The organism is Alistipes sp., from assembly GCF_048465575.1.
Lineage (GTDB): Bacteria > Bacteroidota > Bacteroidia > Bacteroidales > Rikenellaceae > Alistipes.
Map to the genome: position 1 here is coordinate 1 of NZ_DBFWLG010000030.1, position 20,335 is coordinate 20,335.

Consider the following 20,335-nt stretch of genomic DNA (forward strand, 5'->3'; position numbering starts at 1 on the left):
CAGTCCGCAGCCACCCCGGGCGGAGGACTGCACTCCGGGAGCGCATAACGGGCTCGAAAGCGCCTCGGAACGGCTGCCGCCCATAAAACGGGCGTCTTACGCCCGCCGCTGGCTGCGAACTGCAAATAAAGTGAAAGGTGAACTTTGCGATTAAGCGAGCGCAGAGACCGCTTGCGGGCTATGCCGAGCGGGAGCAAAGTCAAGCCGCCGCAGGCGGGTTAAAGGTGAGATGTCCTCTCGACCCCCGAGCCCCGTCGAGGGGCCGTAGACAAAGTGAAATGTGAAAGGTATAAAGCAACGGATTCCTAGCATCCGCAGAATTGCCTTGTTCTCGCTCCTCGAATCCGGTACTCGACCCCTGAACCCGTCCTCGACCCCCGAGCCCGGTCGAGGGGTCGCCAGTCAATCGTTGTCATTCCGAGCGATGCGAGGAATCTTCCGCTGAGTGCTTTTACCCAACGACCTTTCAACCGGGCTCGGGGATCGAGAACATTCACCTTTAATTCGCTTTGGCGGCTTGACTTTGCTCCCGCTCGGCATGCCTGCAAGCGGTCTCTGCACTCGCTCAATTGCATAGTTCACCTTGTTTGCGACCCCTCGACGATGCTCGGGGATCGAAAAAACTTTTCACTTTTCACCTTACTTGCGACCCTCGTCGGGCTCGGGGATCGAGGAGTGATCTCGCACGCCTCCTGGAATAATCAGGAAATCGGCAAACTCTATTTGAGGTATTTGGTCGTGCGGACTAGGTCGACGAATGCGCGGCGGTAGCCGCCGGGGTCTTCGCCGATACCGCGTTCGGCCAGAGCGATCACATCGTCCCAGGTGGCGTCGCCCCGAAAATCGGAGACTTTCAACAACTGGGCATACATGGCCACCGCGGCGGCAAAGGCGAAATCGCCCGTGAGCTCGGCGGCTCCATCGTCCCTGAGCGGCTCTTCCATGAGGCGGCTCCGCTCCTCGCCGGGCAGTTTATAGCGCACCTTGACGGCCAGCATCTCGGCCGAGGGGATCGTCACAACGGGCGTTCCCGAGCGGCTTTGGTAGCGCAGGGCGTCGACCGTTCCCGCGGGATGCTCCTCCGCGCCGACGGGGATGATCTCATAGAGGGCCGTGACGCTATGGCCCGCGCCGATCTCCCCCGCATCCTTGCGGTCGTCGTTGAAATCTTCGTTGTTCAAAAGGCGGCTCTCGTACCCCACCAGGCGATACGAGGCCACCAGCGCCGGGTTGAACTCCACCTGCATCTTCACGTCCGCGGCCGCCGTATGAACGGTCGATCCGAACTCGTGGAACAGCACTTTCGAGGCCTCCCTCAAATCGTCGATATAGGCGTAGTTGCCATTGCCCTTTTCGGCGATCAACTGCATTTTCTTATCCTTGTAGTTGCCCATGCCGTAGCCCAGCACCGAGAGCTGGACACCCGTCTCCTTGCGCCGCTGTTCGATCAGCTCCTCGATCGCTTCGTCCGACGAGCGGCCGATGTTGAAATCGCCGTCGGTGCAGAGGATGATGCGGTTGTTGCCGCCGGGAATAAAGTGCCGCACGGCCGCCTCGTAAGCTTTCTCCAGCCCGGCCCCTCCGGCCGTACCGCCCCGGGCCTCGAGCGCATTCACTGCGTCCTTAATCCGCCGGCGCTCCGACCCCGGAACAGCTGTCAGCACCTCCTTGACGCCGTTGGCATAGGTGACGATCGAAACCCGATCCGCGGGCCGCAGGTTGTCCGCAAGCATCTTCATCGAGGCCTGCACCAGGGGCATTTGTCTGCGCATCGAGCCCGAAACGTCGATGAGGCAGACCAGGTGTGCGGGCGGCAGCTCGGCCGACGGAATCTCGCGGGCACGGAGCGCGATGCGCGCCAGCCGGTGCGCGGGGTTCCAGGGGCAGGGCCCGGCATCGACCGTGAGCGAGAGCGGACGACACCCCTCGGGCGCGGGGTAGTCGTAGGGGAAATAGTTGACGAACTCCTCGATGCGCACGGCGTCGACCGAAGGCCGCCTGCCCGCGAGGATCATCCGCCGGCAGTTGGTGTACGAAGCGCCGTCGGCTTCGAGCGCGAAGGTCGAGAGCGGCTCGTCGAGGGCCGAGCGGAAGCGGTTTTCGGCATAGCGGGCGTACTCCTCGGTATTCGGGGATTGCCAGCGGTCGGGCGCGCCGACGAACCCCTGCCGGGGAGCCGATCCATAGCCGATTATGGCAACCGGTTCTTCGGAACAGGCGTATTCGACCTCGATCCGGCCCGAATCTCCGGCCAGGACGACGACCTTGTCAATATCTTCGTTCGCTGGCCGCATCCTCAGGTCGATCCGCTTGCGACCTTGCACGGGAATTTGCTGCTCCCCGAAGCCGAGAAAACGAAAAACAAGCGTATCTCGCTCCCCGGCAGAAATCGAGTAAAAGCCCTTGCGGTCGGTCGTCGCACGCCCCGGGCCGTGTTTGACGAGGACCAAGGCCCCCGGTATCGGGGCGCCCAGGCTGTCGGCGACCGTACCGGCGACCTCGATCGAGCCGGCCGTTGCGGCAAAGGGTATCAGCGAGCAGATCAGGTAGAAGAGCATCCGTTTCATAAGCGGCAGGTTTTTGGTTGCTACAAGATACCACTAATCGCGCAAAATTCCAAACCTGCCACAAAAAAAACGCGTTTCCGCTACGGAAACGCGCCTGTGATGTGGACGAAAACAATCAATCCCGGGAGATGATGCGCCCTACGGCGTCGGCGACCTCGCGGTAGAGCGCCGGCAGGTCCACGCCCGCGATGCGGCGCTGATCGACCACGATCCGGCCGTCGACCACGACGGTCTCGACATCGGCGGCCTTGCCGCAGTAGACGAGGTTCGAAACCGCGTTGTGGATGGGTTGCATGTGGGGTTTCTGCATGTCAACGACCACCAGGTCGGCCAGCGCGCCATCGGCCACCACGCCCAGCTCGCCCGGAGCGAAGCCCAGCGCGCGGGCGCCGTTGACCGTTGCGAGCCGCAGCGTCTCGTAGGCGGGCAGCGCGAGCGGGTCGGCCGTTGCGGATTTCTGGAGGAACGCCGCCGTGCGCAGCTCTTCGAGCATGTCGAGGTCGTTGTTCGAGCAGGTGCCGTCGGTGCCCACCGTCACGAGCGCCCCCGCACGAAGCATCTTCGCAACGGGCGCTACGCCGCTCGAAATCTTCATGTTGCTCTGCGGGTTGTGCGACACGGCCACGCCCCGCTCGGCAAGGATGGCGATGTCCCGGTCGTCGACCCAGATGCAGTGCGCCCCGATGGTCCGCTCGTCCAAGAGGCCCAGCGCGTCGAGGTGCCGCACGGGCGTGGTGCCGAAGCGCTCGGCCACGATGCGCATTTCGTCGCGGGTCTCGGCGATGTGGGTCATGTAGTGCAGGCCGTACTTGCGGCACAACTCCTTGCCGCGCAGGAGGTTCTCCGGCGAGACGGTGTAGGCCGCGTGGGGCGCTGCGGCGATCTTCACCAAGCGGCTTCCGGCGGCCCGCTGCACGGCGTCCTCCAGCTCGGGCAGCACCTCCTCGATGTTGGTGTCGAAATAGTTGCAGCCCAGCAACGCGCGGATGCCCAGCCGTTCGGCCACCTCGACGCAGCGGTTTTCGTGGTAATACATGTCCACGAACGAGGTGACGCCGCCCAGCAGCATCTCGACGATGCCCAGCGTCATGCCCAACGCCACGTCGTCGGCCGTCTGGCGTGCCTCGAACGGCCAGATGCAGTCGTTGAGCCACTCCATCAGGGCCATGTCGTCGGCATAGCTGCGCTGGAGGGTCATGGCCGCATGGCAGTGGGTGTTGATGAGCCCGGGCAGGAGGAGTTTGCCACGGCAGTCTATCTCCCTCAGATCGGGGTGCGCCGCACGGAACGCCTCGACGGCGGTCGGATCGGCGGTAACCAGGGCGATACGGTGTCCCTCGACGCCCACCGATCCGGTGAAAGTGAGGGGTTGATCGGCGGCGGCCGTCATCGGCAGCACCGTCGCGTTTGTGAAGAGTATGGCCATGCGTAAAATTTAATTTCTGTTTTTCGTTTTGCGGTCCGTGTCGACCGAATTGCCCTGCACGGTGACCACCACGCGGCCCCCGGCGGAGTTGGAGTAGATCTGGATCACCTTGTTGAACACGCCCGGTTCGCGCTTGTGCGGCTCATAAGTGATGCGGAGCGTGCCCCGTTCGCCCGGGGCGACGGGGCGCTTGGAAAAGTGGGCTTTCAGGCAGGAGCACGAGGTTATCACGCGCACCAGCACCAGCGGAGACGTGCCCTCGTTGACGAATTCGAACTCGTGGATCAGGTCGCCGCCCCGGCGTTCGATAGTTCCGAAATCGAAAGTCGGCTCCACGAAGCGCAGGCGGGCTTGGGCGGTCTCGGAGGTTTCCTGCCCGGCTGAGGGTTTTTCGCCGCGTTTTGGTCGTTGGGCTGCAACCGTCGTGAAGAGCAGGCAGCCGACGAATGGCAAGAGGATAAGTCTGGTATTCATATCGTACACTATTCCATGCGAAATACATAGGTTATCGTACCGCCTTGCACGGCGGCACGGCTCTCGGTGAAGCGGGCCTTGCGGGCCGCCGCGAGGGCCGCTTCGACCAGCCGGGCATCGCTCTCGGTCGAACCCTTGGGCTCGAACGCCGCCCCCGTCACGTCGCCGCGCGGGCCGACTGTCACGCGGATGACGATCTTTCCGCTCTTCGTACCGGGGTAGGCGGGTTTGGGCAGGTCGCCCACCAGCCCACGGCCCTGCAACCCTTTGTCGAGCTGGTCCAGTCCGTCGGGATTGAGCCCCGGACCGGTGCCCGAGGCCTTGTCCTCGCCCTCGGGGGCGCGGGGATTGCCCGCATCGGCGGATTCGTCCGGGCCGCCTTTCGACATGCGGAACAGCGCCCGGGGGTTGGGAGTCTGCGTGGTTTCGTCCTTGCCCGCGACCTGCGCCGTCCGCTCCACGGGGGCCGCCACGTCGTGTACGCGCGGCTCCGGGGCTGCCTTGACCACGGGCCGAGGAGGTTCCGGGGGCGGCTCGGTGAAATCCACCAGGATCGTGTCGCCCGGTTTTTCCACGATCGGCGTAAAGTCGAACGTGACCAGCGCGAACGACCCCGCCAGCAGCGCCGCATAGGCCGCCGCAGCGATCGCCGCCCAACGGCGCGGGGATTTATTTTCGGGATCGTAGTAGTGCATTAAAAGTAAGAATTAAAAGTTAAAAATTAAAAATTACCGGCAACGATTCGGAGCGCAGAGGATAGCGGCCGTTCATTTTCAATTCTTAATTTTTCATTTTTAATTCACTTATTTCGGTGTGGTCGCCAGAATCAGCTTGTAGCCGTTGTCCTTGGCGATATTCATCACCTTGACCACCTCGTCCACGGCCACCGTCTTGTCGCAGTGGAGCGACACGGTGGCGTCCTGCTGCCCGTCGAGGCGCGTCCGGAGCGCCCGCTCGACGCCTTCGATCGACCCCACGTCCTGCAACTCGACGTAGTAGCGGTACGAGGAGCCGTTCTGTTGGATCGACACCGTAGTCATCGCCTTGTCCTTGAGCTGGTTGGAGCTTTTCGGCAGCATCAGCTTCAGGGCATTGGGGTTGATGAGCGTCGTTGCGATCAAGAGGAAGAGCAACAGGAGAAACATCAGGTCGGTCATCGACGAGGCCGAGAAGCTCTTATCGACCTTCGAGCCGTGTTTGATTGCCATATGCGCCTATTTTTGAACGGGTTGATTCAGAATATCCATGAACGCGATCGAGTTGGCCTCCATCTGGAACACCAGCTTCTCGATGCGCGCTACCAGGTAGTTGTAGCCGAAATAGGCCGGGATGCCGACGATGAGTCCCATCACGGTGGTGACCATGGCCACGTACATGCCGCTCGACAGCAGCCCCAGGTCGACCGTGCCGCCCGCGGCGGACATGTCCATGAAAGTCTGCACCATGCCCAGCACCGTGCCGAGGAAGCCGATCATCGGGGCGCCGCCGGCGATGGTGGCCAGAAACGGCAGACCGTTTTCGAGCTTCGAGACCTCGAGGTTGGCCACGTTCTCGATGGCCGTCTGCACGTCGCTCATTGGGCGGCCGATGCGCTCGATGCCTTTCTCGATCATGCGCGCGATGGGCGTGTCTGTCTTCTTGCAGAGGTTCACCGCCGTCTGGATCTTGCCGTCGGAGATGTAGTCGCGGATGCGGTTCATGAAATTCATGTCTAAGACCGACGCCTTGCGGATGGCCATGAAACGCTCCACGAAGATGAAGATCGTCACGCCCCCCAGCGCCAGCAGGGGCCACATCAGCCAGCCGCCTTTGGTAAACAGGGTCCACAGTCCCATCCGGGTCTCCTCACTCAGGGCCACCGCCTCGGCGGCCTGCAAAAATGTTGTCATGTTTATTCCTTTTTATTTAAGTTTATTGTTTCGGTCTGTTCCTTACCGGGGCGCTCCGCTGCGGGCAGCGTATCCCGTCGCTCCCGTTCCGCCGCCCGCCGCGCTTCCCGACGGGCTTTGCGCTTCTTGTTGGTGAAACGCTCTTTCACGCGGCGGCGGAAATCGCGGAAATTGTTGAAATCCTCCTTGTAGTAGATGCCGATCCCGGTCTCCTGCAAACCCTGGTTCTCGTCGAAGCGGTCGATGGTTTGGGTGAACGCCTTGAACTTGAGCGTTCCGGCCCGGTCGATCAGGTAGGTGATGTAGGCCTCGCCCATGAAATTGGACATGGAACTGTTCACGGCCTGTTTGTTGTCGATCAGGTAGTTGCCCTCGACCTCGACAAACAGGCGGTTGTTTATCAGGCTCTTCGAAAGGCCGAAATCGACCTCGTCGCTCGTCAGTTCCGACTTGGGACGGTAGCGGATCACCACGTTGTAGTCGTCGGCCGAGAGCCAGTTGCTCAGCTGGTTGGAGATGAATTCGAGACCCGTCCCGACGCCCACCGAAGCCCCGATATTGGAGTTGGAGGCGGCGCTGTTTTCGGCCAGGAAGCTGTTGAAGAGCAGCAGGTAGAGAAACTGCATGTCCACCGACTCGGGGGTATTGAGCGCATTGGCGATGATGGTCTGCGTCTCGGGGTCGGTGCCCGGAACGCGCACGTCGAACGTGATCGAGGGGTTGGTGAGCCGCTCGCCCAGGTGGATGACGCACTCCACGGGTACCGAACGGTCGGGCGAGAGGTTGTCGGCGGTGCCCTGCAAGAGGGGTTGCAGCGAGGCCTTGAGCTTGTAGACGGCGTCGATGTCGAGCATGGCGTCCATCGGCGAACCGGTCCACTGGATCATCGAGCCGTTCTCGATGACGAAGCGCTTGTTGATGAGGTTCTGCAACGAGAAGAGGTAGCTTCCCTCGGTAATGGTGTAGTCGCCGTACATTTCAAAGACGTTGGAGCGGGGCTTGATCTCCAGGTTGAGCATCCCCTCGCCGCGCGCCTTGACCACGTTGCCCGAGACCGTCAGCTCGACCTCGACGTTGGGCCGCACGTTGAGCGCCAGGGCGATGTTCATCTGGCTTCCGGCCGAGGTCTGCTGCCGGCGGCTGCGTTCGAACAGGCGTTTCTTTTGGGTCACCAGGTCGACCGTATCGGCCGCTTCGGGCTGGACGAACGTTACGAAATCGGCCGAGGAGATGTTCGACTTGCTCGAAAGGGGCATGAAGAAAGTCGAATTGTCGTCCGTGGTGGCGGTGATGTCCATCTCGACGCTGCCCTTGTCGCCCCAGATACGGGCCAGGCCCGAGGCGTAGACGCGGCCGTAAAAGAAGTCGTTGTCGCGCGACGAGGTGTTGAGCACCATCATCTGCTCGGGCGCTACGCGCACGTCGTAGGCGATGTTCGAGAGGTGCTGCAAGCTCAGGTCCAAGTCCAGGCGTCCCCGGTTGCCGTCGGGGTCGAAAATCTCGACGTTCGCGGCCCGGAAACGGTTGCCCTCGACCGTCATCACGGCCCGGGGCATGCGGTAGGTCACCTGCGTGAAATCGACCGTCGTGCGGAAATCGGCCACGCGGATCGAACCCGCAAGGTCGGCCTCGCGCCCCTCCCCGCGCAGCACCAGGTCGGCCGAAGCCAGGCCGTGCGTCGAGGAGATCACGCCCGTCAGCACGGGGTCCAGCAGCCCCAGGTCGAGGCTGTCGACGGCCAGCCGGGCGTAGTAGCGTTTCAGGTCGGGCGCGTAGAAGCCGCGGATGAGCGTGTCGCGCTTCTGGCGGTCGGTGACCGTCACCCCGGCGCGGTTGCGGGCGAAATCCCAGCCCGACGTGAGGCGCAGCGGCGGCGCCGCGATGCCATTGACCGAGAGGCTGTCCACGAGGATGTCGGCCGTGACCTCGCCGCCGCGCAGCACCGATTTCATCGTCGCCTCGCCGTTGGTCCGCCCCTCGACGGCATAGCCCAGGCGGTCGGTGAATTGCAGGAACGGTCCCAACTCGAAATTCTTGAGCCGCACGGTCACCGAGTCGCCCCTGCTGCGCGAAGCGATGCCGTTGACCAGCAGTTCCTGCCCGCTGTTCATCACCAGGAAGCGGTCGATGACAACCTCGGCCGTGTCGAGCTGGATGCGGTGGGCTAAAATCTGCCAGGTCTTCTTGCCCCGGGTGATGTGCGAGGGTAGGATCGAGAGGTCGACCACACGGCCGTGGGGACCGTGCTCGTCGATCACCTCGGCGCGGACGCTCACCAGCCCCGAGGTGTGGCGCAGCGTATCGTCGAAGCCCGTCGAGAGCTGCATGCGCCCCTCGCGGGCGCCGCCCGTGACGGAGAGGTGCGGCAGGTGCAGGAACCCCGCATAGAGGTCCTCGGCCGAAGCGTAGACGGCCAGCGAGTCGCCCTGGTTGGAGGCGTTGACCGTAAGGCGAGTGGCCAGCAGGCGTTTACGTTCGATATACTCCGAGGAGGCCTTGAGCGAAAGCTTGTCGCTGGCCGGGTTGAAGAGCAGCCGCAGCGACGATCCGTCGGCCACCTGCAAGCCCGCCGACACGGCGTCTGCGATGGGGTTGATGTTGCGGATGTCGACCGAAAGCAGCGAATAGTCGTCCGCCACGGCGGTCGTCGCACCGCGCTGCCGCTTGCTCAGCGTATCGCGCCGGAGCATCGGCAGGTATTTCCAGGCGCTCTGGCGCAGGTATTCGAAGACCGTGCGGTAGCTGGTCTTGGAGCGGAACGTGGCATCGGCGAAATCCGAGCGCAGCTCGATGAGCTTGCTGTGTGCGGAGTTGCGGCCGCGGACCGTCAGGTTTTCGGCCGCAATCCGCTTGTCGTTGTAGCGGTATTCGGCATCGGAAACCTCGATGCTGCCGTTCAAGTCGTCCAGCGAACGGCCCGAGGCGTTGGCCGCAACGATCGCCGAGAGCTGCGACACCGAGTCGCGCCGGTTGATATGGAGCCGCGCCAGGTCGGCGCGCCGCAGGTCGAGCGTAAAGTCGTAGCGTGGCACCGAATCGTTCAGGTCGACCGAGCCCAGAAAATCGAAATCGAGGTTGGGGTCGCGCGAGGTGACCAGGCCGTCGAAGCCCCGGTTGTGGAGGCGGCCGTCGAGCCGGAGCGAATCGTAGACGTAGCCGTTGAAACCCAGCTGCGAGATGTTCCCCACCACGTTGGCGTCGGCCACGCCGCGCCCCACCATGCCGTCGATGCGGGCCGTGAGCGTGGCATTGCCCAGCAGATCGCGCCGGTCGAGCAACTCGCCCAGCCAGATGTTGCGCGCCGCCACGTCGCCCCGGACACGCTGAAGCCCGGGCTGTTCGAGCGGCTTCATCTCGAGGTTGCACCGCACGTCGCCCACCGCCGTGGCAAGCCCCAACTCGAGGTCGAAATCCGAGAGCAGCCCCCGGAAACGGGCCGAGAGGTCGATGCGGCCCGTGTTGTCGAGCATTGCGACCAGTTTGTCCGACAGCTCCTTGTGCCCGATGTCTGCCGCCAGCCGGTCGATGGCCGCAGCGGTCGTCGTCAGGTGCGGAACCGAGAGGTCGAAATGGGCGTTGCGAATGTCGGGCAGCCCACGAACGGAAGCGTCGGCCGTCAGGGAGGTCTCGTCTCCGATCCGCAGGCTTTTGATCTCGCCCGTCAGGTCGGAGACCGAGCCCGCCAGCTCGATATTGATCTCGCTGAAGACCGTGTGCCAGTCGCGCAGCGCGGGGGCGAAATAGGCCACGTCGTCCGTCGAGACGGTCGTGTTGCGCAGCGCCCCGTCCAGCCGCACCTCGCCCGTAAAGTCCTTGTAGTCGGCCCACGAATTGCCCGCCAGCGAGATGTAGGGAATCGTGATGTTCGAGTGCGGGGTAATGATCGTCGTCCGGTCGAAGCCCATGCTGCCGCCCGTGAGGTAGAAGCGTCCCGCAAGGCGTTCGAGCACGAAGCCGCTGCGCTCGCGGGCCGAGAGGCTCTCGACATCGGTATAGATCGCCTGTCCGTCGATGGTGAAATCGTCCACGGAGGCCGTCAGGTCGTAGAGGTGCAGGTGGCCGAAATCGATGCCGTAGGGTGGATTGCGGTGTTGCAGCCGCTCCAGGCAGAGCTCCATGTCGACGATCGAGGCTTTCTGGAGCGAGAGGCGGAAATTGCCTTTCTTGGGCTTGTCGGGGTTGGAGAGCCGGTTGACGATCTGCTTGATGTTCATCTCCCCGCCGGGTGTCTCCCTTAGACAAAGCCTTGCGTCGGCGATCTCACCGCGGCTCAGCTCCACGCCTCCGCCGAAGAGGCCCAACTTGGTGATGTAGGCGTCGAGCCGCCCGACGTAGAGCAGCGTATCGTGCTGGTAATCCTCGACATAGAAGCCCTCGAGGCGCACCTTGCTGAAGAGCCCGATGTCCACCCGGTCGATACTCACCGTCGTTTCGAGCTTGCGCGAAACCGCCTGCACGGCTTTCTGCACCACGTAGTTCTGCACGGCAGGAATATCGAGCAGCAGCGACAGCACCACCGGAACGATCAGCAGCAACAAAACGATCGCCGCGAACACCTTTCCCAATATTTTTATACCTTTGCGCACAGAACTGTCGTTATAACCTGCAAATTTAACTAAAATTAGTTAAAAACCGAAAAACCGGATGGATATTACAATACTCGGCATCGAATCCTCGTGCGACGACACCTCGGCCGCCGTGCTGCGCAACAACGTCCTGCTGTCGAACGTCATCGCTTCGCAAGCCGTACACGTCAAATACGGCGGCGTGATCCCCGAACTGGCCTCGCGCGCCCACCAGCAGAACATCGTTCCGGTGGTGGACACGGCCCTGCGCGAAGCCGGTATCGATGCCGGCGACCTGGACGCCATCGCTTTCACGCGCGGCCCCGGACTGGTCGGATCGCTGCTGGTTGGCGTCTCGTTCGCCAAGGGTCTCTCGCTGGCCCGCAACATCCCGATGGTCGAGGTCAACCACCTCCAGGGGCATATCCTCTCGCATTTCATCGATCTGCGGGACCGCCGGCTGCCCCATCCCGACTTTCCGTTCCTCTGCCTCCTGGTCAGCGGCGGCCACACGCAGATCGTACGCGTGGATTCGCCGCTCGAATTCGAAATCCTCGGCACGACGATCGACGACGCTGCGGGGGAAGCATTCGATAAATGTGCCAAAGTGATGGGACTGCCCTATCCGGGCGGTCCGGCGATCGACCGGCTGGCCAAAGAGGGCGACCCCGAAGCGTTCCGCTTCGCCCGGCCGCGGGTCGAGGGATACGACTATTCGTTCTCGGGGCTCAAGACCTCGTTTCTCTACACGCTGCGCGATGCCGTGGCCGAAGACCCCACGTTCATCGAGCGGCACCTGGCGGACCTCTGCGCCTCGTTGCAGTCCACCATCGTGGGCATCCTCCTCGACAAGTTGGTGCGGGCTTCGCGCGACACCGGAATCCGAGACATCGCCATCGCAGGCGGCGTATCGGCCAACTCGGGCCTCAGGGAGGGCATCGCCGAGGAGGGCCGCCGCAGGGGCTGGCGCACGTTTCTGCCCGAATTCAAGTTCACCACCGACAACGCCGCCATGATCGCCATGGCGGGCTACTACCGCTACCAGCGCGGGGAGTTCGCACCGCTGGACGTATCGCCCGTGGCACGGCTCGAGGAGCTTTGAATCAGCACTCCACTATTCAAAATTATTTGTCATTCTGGAGTCTGAACCGGAGCTGAATACCACGCGCCCCGAGCGGAGGGGTCGCTGCTGAATAGAAATTGCAAAGGCCATACAGCGGTAGGTTCCTCGCATCCGCTCGGAATGACATTTCACCTTTCACCTTTAACCTTTAACCCGCCTGCGGCTTGATTTTGCCCGGACCCGAAAGTACCTTTCACCTTTGTCCTTTCACCTTGCTTGCGACCCCTCGACGTTGCTCGGGGATCGAGAACTAACTGCTGCTTGGGTGATCGGGGTTAACATTCCGAGTGGATTCGTGTCTGGCTTGGCCGGAAAAGGCAGTCCGCAGCCACCCTGGGCGGAGGGCTGCACGCAGCCTGACGGCTTCGAGCACTCCTCCGCTGGCTGCGAACCGCAGGCGGATTAAAGGTGAAAAATGGCTTACTCCGGACTAAAAAACCCACCCGCCCCGCAGCAAACCGGCTGCGGGGTGGATGCTTAAAATGCGAACGTTCCGGCTATCGGGCGCCGAAGAGTTTGTCCTTGAACGAGAAATTCTCGCAACGGGATGCGAAACTGTCGTACTCCGAGCGGAGCGACGCCATCAATTCCCTGACCGACTGGATCTTCTCGGCCCGCCAGGCGTTCGAGCCGCAGAATGCGTAACCGTTCTGCAATTTGCCCTTGAACGCGTTGTAGAGCGCCAGCATGATACAGTAGGGGCTGTGCGTCACATCGCACGTCTTGATGCAGTCGAACGGGCACGCCTTGGGCACCTTGAGTCCCTGCTTCACCCGCTCGAGGAACGAATTGTGGATAGCCCGTCCCGGCATGCCGACGGGGCTCTGGATGATCTCGATGTCGTCCTGTCGGGCGTCGATGTAGCTCTGCTTGAACGCCGGGTCGGCGTCGCACTCGGCGGTGGTGACGAAGCGCGTGCCCATCTGCACGCCGTCGGCGCCCAGCGAGAGGATGCGGTAGATGTCCTCGCCCGTGTAGACGCCGCCTGCGGCGATGACGGGAATATGGCAGTCGTGCTCGGCCTCGAATGCGCGGACCTCGGCCACGATCTCGGGCACGAGCGTCTCGAGCGCATAGTGCTCGTCGGTGATCTGGTCGGCCTTGTAACCGAGGTGTCCGCCCGCCTTGGGACCTTCGACCACGATGGCGTCGGGGATGTACTTGTACTCGGCGAACCACTTGCGGCACAGCAGCCCCGCGGCGCGGGCCGACGAGACGATGGGTGCGAGTTTGGTGCGGGCGCCCTCGGTGAGGAACGACGGCAGGTTGAGCGGAAGCCCGGCGCCCGAGAAGATGATGTCGGCTTTCTCTGCGATGGCCGTACGCACCATGTCCGCAAAGTTCGACATGGCCACCATCACGTTGACGCCGATAATGCCTTTGGTCGCTTCGCGGGCCTTGCGGAGTTCCTCCCTGAGGCCCCAAATCGAGGCGGCGCGGTAGTCCTTCGAGTAGTCGTTATAGATGGCTCCCAGCCCGGCCGACGAGATGACGCCGATGCCGCCCTCGCGGGCCACGGCCGAAGCCAGTCCCGCCAGGGATATGCCTACGCCCATTCCGCCCTGCACGATAGGGACCGTGGCGCATAAATTTCCGATTTTCAATGCTTTCATTTGCTGTTTGGATTTCTTTCCGGGGGTAAGGTACGAAAAATCGGCCCGTTCGGTACCGCCCGACGGCCGATTTAACGCAGGCTTCACATTGGCTACCGCTCCTCGAACCCGCGGGAAGCACGGAAAAACCGCTCTACGGAGCCGTCCGGAGCAAAGAAAAGGAGATAGGAGACGGCAGGCGGCCCGGATGGAGGTAGTCGCTGCGCGGCACGAGCGCCGCCTGCATGGCGTCGCCGTGCAAGGGGAAGAACGTGAGCGTGTAGCGTGCGTCGCGCACCCCGCGGTTGAACTCCCGGCACAGCGCGGCAAAGGCCGCCGTATCGGGTTCGCAGCGCTCCCGCATCGCACACCGGACGCGCCGCCGCCACGGGTTTTGCATCAGCGAATCGCCGTATCGTGCAAGTTGCCGGGCTTCGAAACGGTCCGGCAGCAAGTGCTCTTCGACGAGCGGACGCGGCTCGCCCACAAGCATTTCGGCTTCGGCAGACAGCACTTTCCAAGCAGACAGGTAGCAGGCCGTCGCATCCGCCGGAACGGTGCGCGATGGACACCGACAGCAGGCGGGCAGCAACAGGCAGCCCAGAACAAGGTATCGAGCTATTCTTTTCATGGTCAAAAGCATTTCGCAAGTCCGTCCGGAACAACCGAAAGGGTTGTTGCAAGATACGAAAAAACGGGCAGACTGCGGCAGCAATCGCAAAATTTGAGGCGTCGACTATTTCAAAATCCGATTTTTTGTGGTATAAATAAGAAGAAATCTACTATATTTGTTACCGTGTAAGCAACCAAACAAAAATCAAAAAACAGAAACTATGAAAAAAATTCTACTTTGCGCCGTGGCCCTGGCCTTGTCGTTCCACACCCTTTCGGCCCAGAACCAGGGCGATTCGTATTTCGGCGGGATGGTCGGCGTTGCGACTTACACCGACAGTTCGAGCACGCTGACGACTTTCAGCCTGGCTCCCGAGGTGGGCCATTTCATCGAGAAAAACCTGCGTCTGGGCTTTTCGCTGGGCTACCAGTTCATGTCCGAGGAGGGCGTAACCGCCCATGGGCTGACCGTCGGTCCCAACCTGGCCTACTACGTGCGGTTGTGCGACCGCTTCTATTACACGCCGGAACTGGCCATCGGATTCGCATACGCCTCGGGCGGATGGGCCAACGCCTACGGCTTCGCAGCAGGGTTGGCGCTGGGGGCGTTCGAGTTCCAGCCCTCGTCGCGGTGGGGCATTTCGCTGAATCTCGTGTCGCTGGAATACTCCTACCTCTCCCGTAAGGGCTTGTCCGGCGACGATTTAAGTTTCCAACTCGGTATCAAGCCCTCGGTGGGTCTCAAATACTACTTTTAACCCGCCGCGTTGAAAATGAACCGCCGGCACGATCGATCGTGCCGGCGGTTCCTGCGTTTTGCCTATACGAACCGCACACCCCGCACCCGGCGGCGGGCAGGGTCGGCGACCTCGCGCTCGACGATGCCCGTCACCACGTCGGCTGCGTCGTGCCAGCGGTTCGCACGGAACGTGCGGCGGTAGGTCGTCAGGTGGGCATAGAGCTCGGGCCAGCGGAGATTCCAGTCCCGCGGGAAGCGCACGAGGTGGAGCGCCGTGGGGGCGTTGGAGAGGATCCGGGCCTCCTTGTTGGCGCTTTGGTGGAACCATTCGACCCGCACGTCCGGCGCGAGCGCCTGCACGGCCCGGGCGAATCCCCGTCCGCCGTTGTTGCTCTCGACGGCCGCCTGCCGCGTATCCGACCGTACGAGCATCTCGGCCACCAGCGGTTCGGAGAGTTCCATCCGCTCGCGCGTGTAGACTGCATCGGTAATGTAGATCACCCCGTCGGCATCGACCGCATAGGAGAGCGAACAGAGGTAGTCGTCGCCCGTGTCGGCCGTATCGGTGTAGTTGGCACGGCGGACGATCTCGCGGGGCAGGGTGTCGTACCGGGCGAAATTCAACCCGTAGAGCAGTCCCTCGGGGGCCGACGGTCGGCCCTGGTACATGGCTTCGAACTGCAACGGGTCCAGCCTCCGCTTGGAGGCCAGCAGTTCTGCGCCGTGCAGCTCTTCCCACAGCGCCTCGCCCTCGCGCCGGGGGTCGATCTCCGAGGGCCGACCGGTTTTCAATGCCTCGAAATTCAGATGCAGCCACTCGCCCCGTCCGAGCGTGTCGAGCTGGGCCCACTCGCGCAGTTCGACGACCGGTTCGCGCGCGGCGAGCGTGCCGATCAGGTCCTCCTCGTGCCAGCGGGTAAAGACGATCAGCTCGCGCGAACGATTGTGCATGCGCGTGCGGACCACCGAGGTATACCACTCCCAGCAGTTCGCGCGAATCAGGGGCGAATTGGCCTCCAGCGCATCCTTGTAGAGATCGTCGAGGATGAAGCAGTCGACGCGGTTGCCTGTGAGCGACCCCTCGCGGCCCACCGACAGCAGGCCGCCCCGGCGACCGATGATCTCTACCTCGTCGGCCGTGCGGATGTAGCCCGGCGGCTTCGTTCCGGTCTTGATGGTCGTGTCGGGAAACAGGTCGGCATACTCGCGCGAGGCGATGATGCGCTGCACGCGGCGGTTGAATTTCGAGGCCAGCATCCCCGAATAGGAGGCGATGGCCACGCGGCAGTCGGGGTCGAGCCCCAGCACGTAGGCCGGCAGGAGGGTCGTGGCCCCGACGCTTTTGCCGTGCTGCGGGGGCATGGTGACGATCAGCCGCGGCACCTGCCCCCGGGCAAAGGCTTCGAGCACGCGGTAATAGACCCGGTGAAAGGGTTGCAGTTCGAGAAAGGGATAGACTGCGAGGGCAAAATCGGGGAGAGACAATTCAGCATTCATAATTCATAATTTTCGGGACGCAGCGAAGAAGTGCCCGATCTCCGGGCGATGTCGCAGGGTCGCAAGTCAAAGGCATGCGCGGAAGATTCCTCGCATTCGCTCGGAATGAAACATAAAAAGAAGCGGAGACAGGGGCTGCCTCCGCTTCCCGAACCGGAACGGTTCGATTTTTGAACCCCGATGCGCGGCGACGCGGCGGGAGGGTTCTTCGAAACAACGGTCCGGCGGGCATCGCCGCGCCCAGATTGGGAGAGCCGGATCGGCGAAAGGTCGCCTCAGAGGTAACGCCTCAGCTCGCTGAAAGCGAAATCGTTGAGCACCTCGCCCTCGTCTGAGACGGTATGGAACTCCCACCAGACGGGCACCAGGTCCGAGATGCGTTCCTGATCGCCGTCGGGGCGCCGGATGCACTCCCTATAAACGATTACCGAGGCTGTAAGGCGGCACTCCCAAGCTGCGAACGGGAACGCAAGCGAGCCTGAAAAGTAATTTTTTGCGTCGATTGCGTCCGCCAAGCGTGAGACGACCTCCCGGTAGAGTGCAGGTGAAACCGAATACATAGTTGAATATTAACCGTTTTTTGCAAAATAGTTTGCAGATGAAATATAAATTGTTTAACTTTGCGGGACAAAGATAAGTTCATTTATTGAATTCTATACTCCAAAATACAATAATTTATTATTATATTTTCCGATAACAGCGCCATGAACGAAAGGGTAAAACTGATACGCAAACAGCTTGGGATGACACAAGAACAACTGGCTCAGCGGCTTGGGATCGGGAAAGCAGCGCTTTCGATGATCGAGACCGGTAAGGCGGGACTCTCATCGCGCAACCGCAACATCCTCGTTCAGGATTTGAACGTCAATCCCGAGTGGCTCGAAAAGGGCCGGGGCGAAATGTTCAATGCCCAGCCCGATCTGCGCGCCTACATGCACCGCACGGACAACTCGCTGCCGTTGCAAAGCGTGCCGCTCTACTCGGTCGAGGGCACGGCGGGGCTGGTCCCGCTCTTTACCGACCAGTCTCAGGCCAAGCCCGTCAACTACATCCACATTCCCAACCTGCCCAAATGCGACGGGGCGATCTACATCGTCGGGGACTCGATGTACCCGTTGCTCAAGAGCGGCGACATCGTGCTCTACAAGCAGTTGCGCGACATCGAGGACATTTTCTGGGGCGACATGTACCTCCTCTCGATCGACATCGACGGCGAGGAGTACGTGACGGTGAAATACATCCAGAAATCCGACCGCGCAGGATATGTCAAACTGGTAAGCCAGAATCCCCACCATGCCGACAAGGAGGTTGCGATGAACCGCATCCGCGCCATCGCGCTGGTCAAAGCCAGCATCCGGATGAATTCCATCAGATAGAGGTACGGAGTGGGCAAAAGGGCCCTCTGTCAAACGACTGCACCCCGGTTTTTCCCGAGTGCGGTCGTTTGGTTAAAATGTATGTGAATACCCGGTCGCGGTTGCTTAGCCGCCGTTCGCAGGAAAAGGCAGTCGCAAATAAGGTGAAATGGATAAGACAAAGATGAAAGGCGTTTCGATCCCCCAGCCGGACGAATGGTCGCAGAGCATCGCAAGAACTCGCCGCGGAATGCGGCGGCAGTCCGCAGCCACCCCGGGCGGAGGACTGCATCGGTTCCCGATTTGCCCTCCGCTGGCTGCGAACCGCAAACAAGGTGAAAGACGAACTTTGCGGTTAAGCGAGTGCAGAGCCGCTTCACGGGCTATGCCGAGCTGGAGCAAAGTCAAGCCGCCGCAGGCAGGTTGAAAAGACAAAGGTGAAAAGTAGAGCGCAGTCGAAAAACGATCCGTTCTCGATCCCCGAGCGCAACCGTGTGGCCGCAAGTCAATATAGATAATCTGTCATTCCTTGCATTCGCTCGGAATGACAGATTATCAATGCTTCACCTCGCTCCGGACCTCGCTCACAGGAAAAACTCGCTCAGCGGCCGGTAGCCGCGTTCGGCCATCAGCGCGTCCCACGCAGCGGGCAGTTCGATCGCCCGGGTGGCACGCCCGCCTCCGGGCATGGTTTGCACCTTGTTGCGGTCGGGATCGCCGGTCACGAGGATCGGCGTCATGCCCGGTTTCATCACCGGCACGGTCCAAATCTTTCCCTCGGTCGGCGACCACGCCGGAGCATCGGTCCGCTCGCCCCCTTCCTGCCGGATGATCCGCTGCAAATGTTGCTCGACGCTGTATTTACCGGGATCGAAAGCGCTGCCGGGATTGGCCCAGTAGTTCGCCGCAGCGCGCTCCGCGGCCGGCTGCCGGGCCGCTGCGACCAGTGCCCCCTCGAGTTCTTCGCGGGTCGGATAGGTGCGGGCCAGATCGCGGGCCACGGATGCGGTCACGAGGATCGTACGGTCAGTGAACGGCTTGCCGCTCCCGAGCGCGAACTGCCCGCACCGCGTAATGTCCCAGGCCATCAGCTCCATGATCCGCTCCCCGTCGGCCGTCGCCGGGGTGAGGTTATTGCCCCACAGCAGGGCCGAAGCCGCCGTGAGGGTGTTGTCGTTCAGGCCGTACCCCTCCGCGACGTGCCAGGGTTCCCATCCGATCCCCAGACATGCCGCCTCGTCCTCGGCCAGGCACCATGGCATCGGGTAGCCGAACGTTCCCATCCGGTCCTCCTTGACGTAGTATCCCGCCAGATTCATCATCGCCAGGTTCATGAAGCGCCCCAGGGCCGCGTTGCGCGGCTCGGAGATCGCCCCCTGCCCACAGTCGATTCCCAGCTGCCGCGCTACCGGGCCGTTGATCCAGCAGTAGGGAATCCAGCCGTGGGTGCTGCCCAGGCTGCGCCGGAACACGGGGTCACCCAGCGCCTCGGTAAAGGCCAGGAGCAGCGGCATGAACTCGGGCGGACACCCCGCCATCACGCCATTCACGGCCACGTGCCAGACCAGCGTGTTGCGGTGGGCGACGGGGAGTACCCCCACCGTCTGGTCCCAAGGCCGATCGGTGAAGCGCAGAAACTCCTCCACCCGTTCGCGGGTCGGCGGCACAATGGGCAGTCCGTCGGACCAGCGCTGCCCGGTGAAAAAGCGGTTCACCTCGTCGAGCGTCCCGGCGAAGACCACCTCGCGCCCGGCCGCCTCGCCCTGCGCGGGTGCCCGGGCGATCTCCTGCTCCGTAAGAGGCCGCGTGAGTGCATCGACTATCTGCGGCCAGAGCACGTTGCGCGTATTTTCGAGCAGCTCCTCGCGCGTATGGGCCGCAAAGGCACCCGGATAGACCGCCACGCGGGGCGCCGGCACGCCGTTGTTGAGCGCCGTGGCGTAGACCTGCTCGGCGAAACCCGTCGCGGCGATCGTCACGGCCGGAATTCCGAGGTATTCGGCCGCGATGCTCGATCCGGTCTCTTTCGGCGTGCAGAGTCCGCAGCCGCCATTGCCCGCGATCACGGCATCGACGCCCATTTCGCGGAGCCGCCGCTGGAACTCCTCCTTGGCCCGGCGCGTGACGCCCGGCGCCGGATAGACCCCGGCCGACCCGATCTCACTGAGGAGCAATACCCGGGCCGTAGGGTAATTTTCCAGAATCAGCCGCTTGATCTCGGGATGGGTGACCGAGGCCATGAAACTGCCGCCCACGACGGCGATCGTCTTGTGATCGAGCGATTCGAGCCGCGGCGCCTGCGCGATCATCCCCACCGTCGGCCGCCCGACGGGTGAGACCACGGCATAGGTCCCCGCTGCGGCCGGGTCCCCGACGCCCGCTTCGAGCAGGCAAACCTCGTCGCACGCCGCAGGCTGAGCGACCTGGGCGGAGGCGGCGACCGCCGCCAGCAAACTCCAAACAAAAAGCGAAAACTTTTTCATCGATCTGCAATTT

The 20,335-nt window shown here is 62.4% G+C and carries 15 protein-coding genes; 3 read left to right on the forward strand and 12 right to left on the reverse strand.

Annotation, left to right across the window (positions count from 1 at the left end; genetic code table 11):
* Positions 1-719: 719 nt before the first annotated feature.
* The 7 genes from ACMQ11_RS08180 to ACMQ11_RS08210 form a co-directional block, all read right to left on the reverse strand.
* Entirely contained in the window at positions 720-2,567 is a 1,848-nt protein-coding gene (locus ACMQ11_RS08180) for a YfbK domain-containing protein (protein WP_418992276.1), read from the reverse strand.
* A gap of 115 nt (positions 2,568-2,682) precedes the next feature.
* The gene (locus ACMQ11_RS08185) at positions 2,683-3,993 is read right to left on the reverse strand and encodes an amidohydrolase (protein ID WP_418992277.1); all 1,311 of its coding nucleotides are present in this window, start codon (positions 3,991-3,993) and stop codon (positions 2,683-2,685) included.
* Between the two features lie 9 nt (positions 3,994-4,002).
* The gene (locus ACMQ11_RS08190; protein WP_418992278.1) at positions 4,003-4,467 is read right to left on the reverse strand and encodes a DUF1573 domain-containing protein; all 465 of its coding nucleotides are present in this window, start codon (positions 4,465-4,467) and stop codon (positions 4,003-4,005) included.
* A gap of 8 nt (positions 4,468-4,475) precedes the next feature.
* The gene (locus tag ACMQ11_RS08195) at positions 4,476-5,162 is read right to left on the reverse strand and encodes a TonB family protein (RefSeq protein ID WP_418992279.1); all 687 of its coding nucleotides are present in this window, start codon (positions 5,160-5,162) and stop codon (positions 4,476-4,478) included.
* A gap of 108 nt (positions 5,163-5,270) precedes the next feature.
* Complete coding sequence (locus ACMQ11_RS08200; RefSeq protein ID WP_418992280.1) at positions 5,271-5,675, reverse strand: ExbD/TolR family protein; 405 nt, start codon at positions 5,673-5,675, stop codon at positions 5,271-5,273.
* Between the two features lie 6 nt (positions 5,676-5,681).
* On the reverse strand, positions 5,682-6,356 hold the full coding sequence (locus tag ACMQ11_RS08205; protein WP_418992281.1) for a MotA/TolQ/ExbB proton channel family protein: 675 nt from the start codon (positions 6,354-6,356) through the stop codon (positions 5,682-5,684).
* Positions 6,357-6,358: 2 nt separating this feature from the next.
* Positions 6,359-10,942 (reverse strand): translocation/assembly module TamB domain-containing protein, encoded by a 4,584-nt coding sequence (locus ACMQ11_RS08210; RefSeq protein ID WP_418992282.1) that lies wholly within the window; start codon positions 10,940-10,942, stop codon positions 6,359-6,361.
* A 58-nt stretch (positions 10,943-11,000) separates the two neighbouring features.
* On the opposite strand from ACMQ11_RS08210, the gene tsaD reads away from it, so the two are divergent.
* A complete protein-coding gene (gene tsaD, locus ACMQ11_RS08215) occupies positions 11,001-12,023 on the forward strand; it encodes a tRNA (adenosine(37)-N6)-threonylcarbamoyltransferase complex transferase subunit TsaD (RefSeq protein ID WP_418992283.1) in 1,023 nt (340 codons plus the stop codon).
* 518 nt (positions 12,024-12,541) lie between these two features.
* On the opposite strand, the gene ACMQ11_RS08220 is transcribed toward tsaD, so the two are convergent.
* The gene (locus tag ACMQ11_RS08220) at positions 12,542-13,657 is read right to left on the reverse strand and encodes an NAD(P)H-dependent flavin oxidoreductase (RefSeq protein WP_418992284.1); all 1,116 of its coding nucleotides are present in this window, start codon (positions 13,655-13,657) and stop codon (positions 12,542-12,544) included.
* Between the two features lie 133 nt (positions 13,658-13,790).
* Positions 13,791-14,267, reverse strand: coding sequence for a hypothetical protein (locus ACMQ11_RS08225; protein ID WP_418992285.1), 477 nt, complete (start codon positions 14,265-14,267; stop codon positions 13,791-13,793).
* Between the two features lie 202 nt (positions 14,268-14,469).
* Here ACMQ11_RS08225 and ACMQ11_RS08230 point away from each other — a divergent pair, with 202 nt between their 5' ends.
* A complete protein-coding gene (locus ACMQ11_RS08230) occupies positions 14,470-15,006 on the forward strand; it encodes a hypothetical protein (protein ID WP_418992286.1) in 537 nt (178 codons plus the stop codon).
* A gap of 62 nt (positions 15,007-15,068) precedes the next feature.
* Here ACMQ11_RS08230 and terL read toward each other — a convergent pair whose 3' ends face one another.
* Entirely contained in the window at positions 15,069-16,484 is a 1,416-nt protein-coding gene (gene terL / locus ACMQ11_RS08235) for a phage terminase large subunit (RefSeq protein WP_418992287.1), read from the reverse strand.
* Between the two features lie 275 nt (positions 16,485-16,759).
* Positions 16,760-17,044: a hypothetical protein gene (locus tag ACMQ11_RS08240; protein WP_418992288.1), complete on the reverse strand. Its 285-nt coding sequence runs from the start codon at positions 17,042-17,044 to the stop codon at positions 16,760-16,762.
* Between the two features lie 144 nt (positions 17,045-17,188).
* Here ACMQ11_RS08240 and ACMQ11_RS08245 point away from each other — a divergent pair, with 144 nt between their 5' ends.
* Positions 17,189-17,860, forward strand: a complete 672-nt coding sequence (locus ACMQ11_RS08245; protein WP_418992289.1) for an XRE family transcriptional regulator — start codon at positions 17,189-17,191, stop codon at positions 17,858-17,860.
* A 563-nt stretch (positions 17,861-18,423) separates the two neighbouring features.
* Here ACMQ11_RS08245 and ACMQ11_RS08250 read toward each other — a convergent pair.
* Positions 18,424-20,322 (reverse strand): hypothetical protein, encoded by a 1,899-nt coding sequence (locus ACMQ11_RS08250; protein WP_418992290.1) that lies wholly within the window; start codon positions 20,320-20,322, stop codon positions 18,424-18,426.
* Between the last annotated feature and the right edge of the window lie 13 nt (positions 20,323-20,335).

What these genes read in the sequence shown, in the direction of transcription:
- terL (WP_418992287.1), bottom strand. Translation starts at nt 16,484, where the DNA reads ATGAATGCTGAATTGTCTCTCCCCGATTTTGCCCTCGCAGTCTATCCC.
- ACMQ11_RS08185 (WP_418992277.1), bottom strand. Translation starts at nt 3,993, where the DNA reads ATGGCCATACTCTTCACAAACGCGACGGTGCTGCCGATGACGGCCGCC.
- ACMQ11_RS08195 (WP_418992279.1), bottom strand. Translation starts at nt 5,162, where the DNA reads ATGCACTACTACGATCCCGAAAATAAATCCCCGCGCCGTTGGGCGGCG.
- ACMQ11_RS08190 (WP_418992278.1), bottom strand. Translation starts at nt 4,467, where the DNA reads ATGAATACCAGACTTATCCTCTTGCCATTCGTCGGCTGCCTGCTCTTC.
- ACMQ11_RS08225 (WP_418992285.1), bottom strand. Translation starts at nt 14,267, where the DNA reads ATGAAAAGAATAGCTCGATACCTTGTTCTGGGCTGCCTGTTGCTGCCC.
- ACMQ11_RS08200 (WP_418992280.1), bottom strand. Translation starts at nt 5,675, where the DNA reads ATGGCAATCAAACACGGCTCGAAGGTCGATAAGAGCTTCTCGGCCTCG.
- tsaD (WP_418992283.1), top strand. Translation starts at nt 11,001, where the DNA reads ATGGATATTACAATACTCGGCATCGAATCCTCGTGCGACGACACCTCG.
- ACMQ11_RS08220 (WP_418992284.1), bottom strand. Translation starts at nt 13,657, where the DNA reads ATGAAAGCATTGAAAATCGGAAATTTATGCGCCACGGTCCCTATCGTG.
- ACMQ11_RS08230 (WP_418992286.1), top strand. Translation starts at nt 14,470, where the DNA reads ATGAAAAAAATTCTACTTTGCGCCGTGGCCCTGGCCTTGTCGTTCCAC.
- ACMQ11_RS08250 (WP_418992290.1), bottom strand. Translation starts at nt 20,322, where the DNA reads ATGAAAAAGTTTTCGCTTTTTGTTTGGAGTTTGCTGGCGGCGGTCGCC.
- ACMQ11_RS08180 (WP_418992276.1), bottom strand. Translation starts at nt 2,567, where the DNA reads ATGAAACGGATGCTCTTCTACCTGATCTGCTCGCTGATACCCTTTGCC.
- ACMQ11_RS08205 (WP_418992281.1), bottom strand. Translation starts at nt 6,356, where the DNA reads ATGACAACATTTTTGCAGGCCGCCGAGGCGGTGGCCCTGAGTGAGGAG.
- ACMQ11_RS08240 (WP_418992288.1), bottom strand. Translation starts at nt 17,044, where the DNA reads ATGTATTCGGTTTCACCTGCACTCTACCGGGAGGTCGTCTCACGCTTG.
- ACMQ11_RS08245 (WP_418992289.1), top strand. Translation starts at nt 17,189, where the DNA reads ATGAACGAAAGGGTAAAACTGATACGCAAACAGCTTGGGATGACACAA.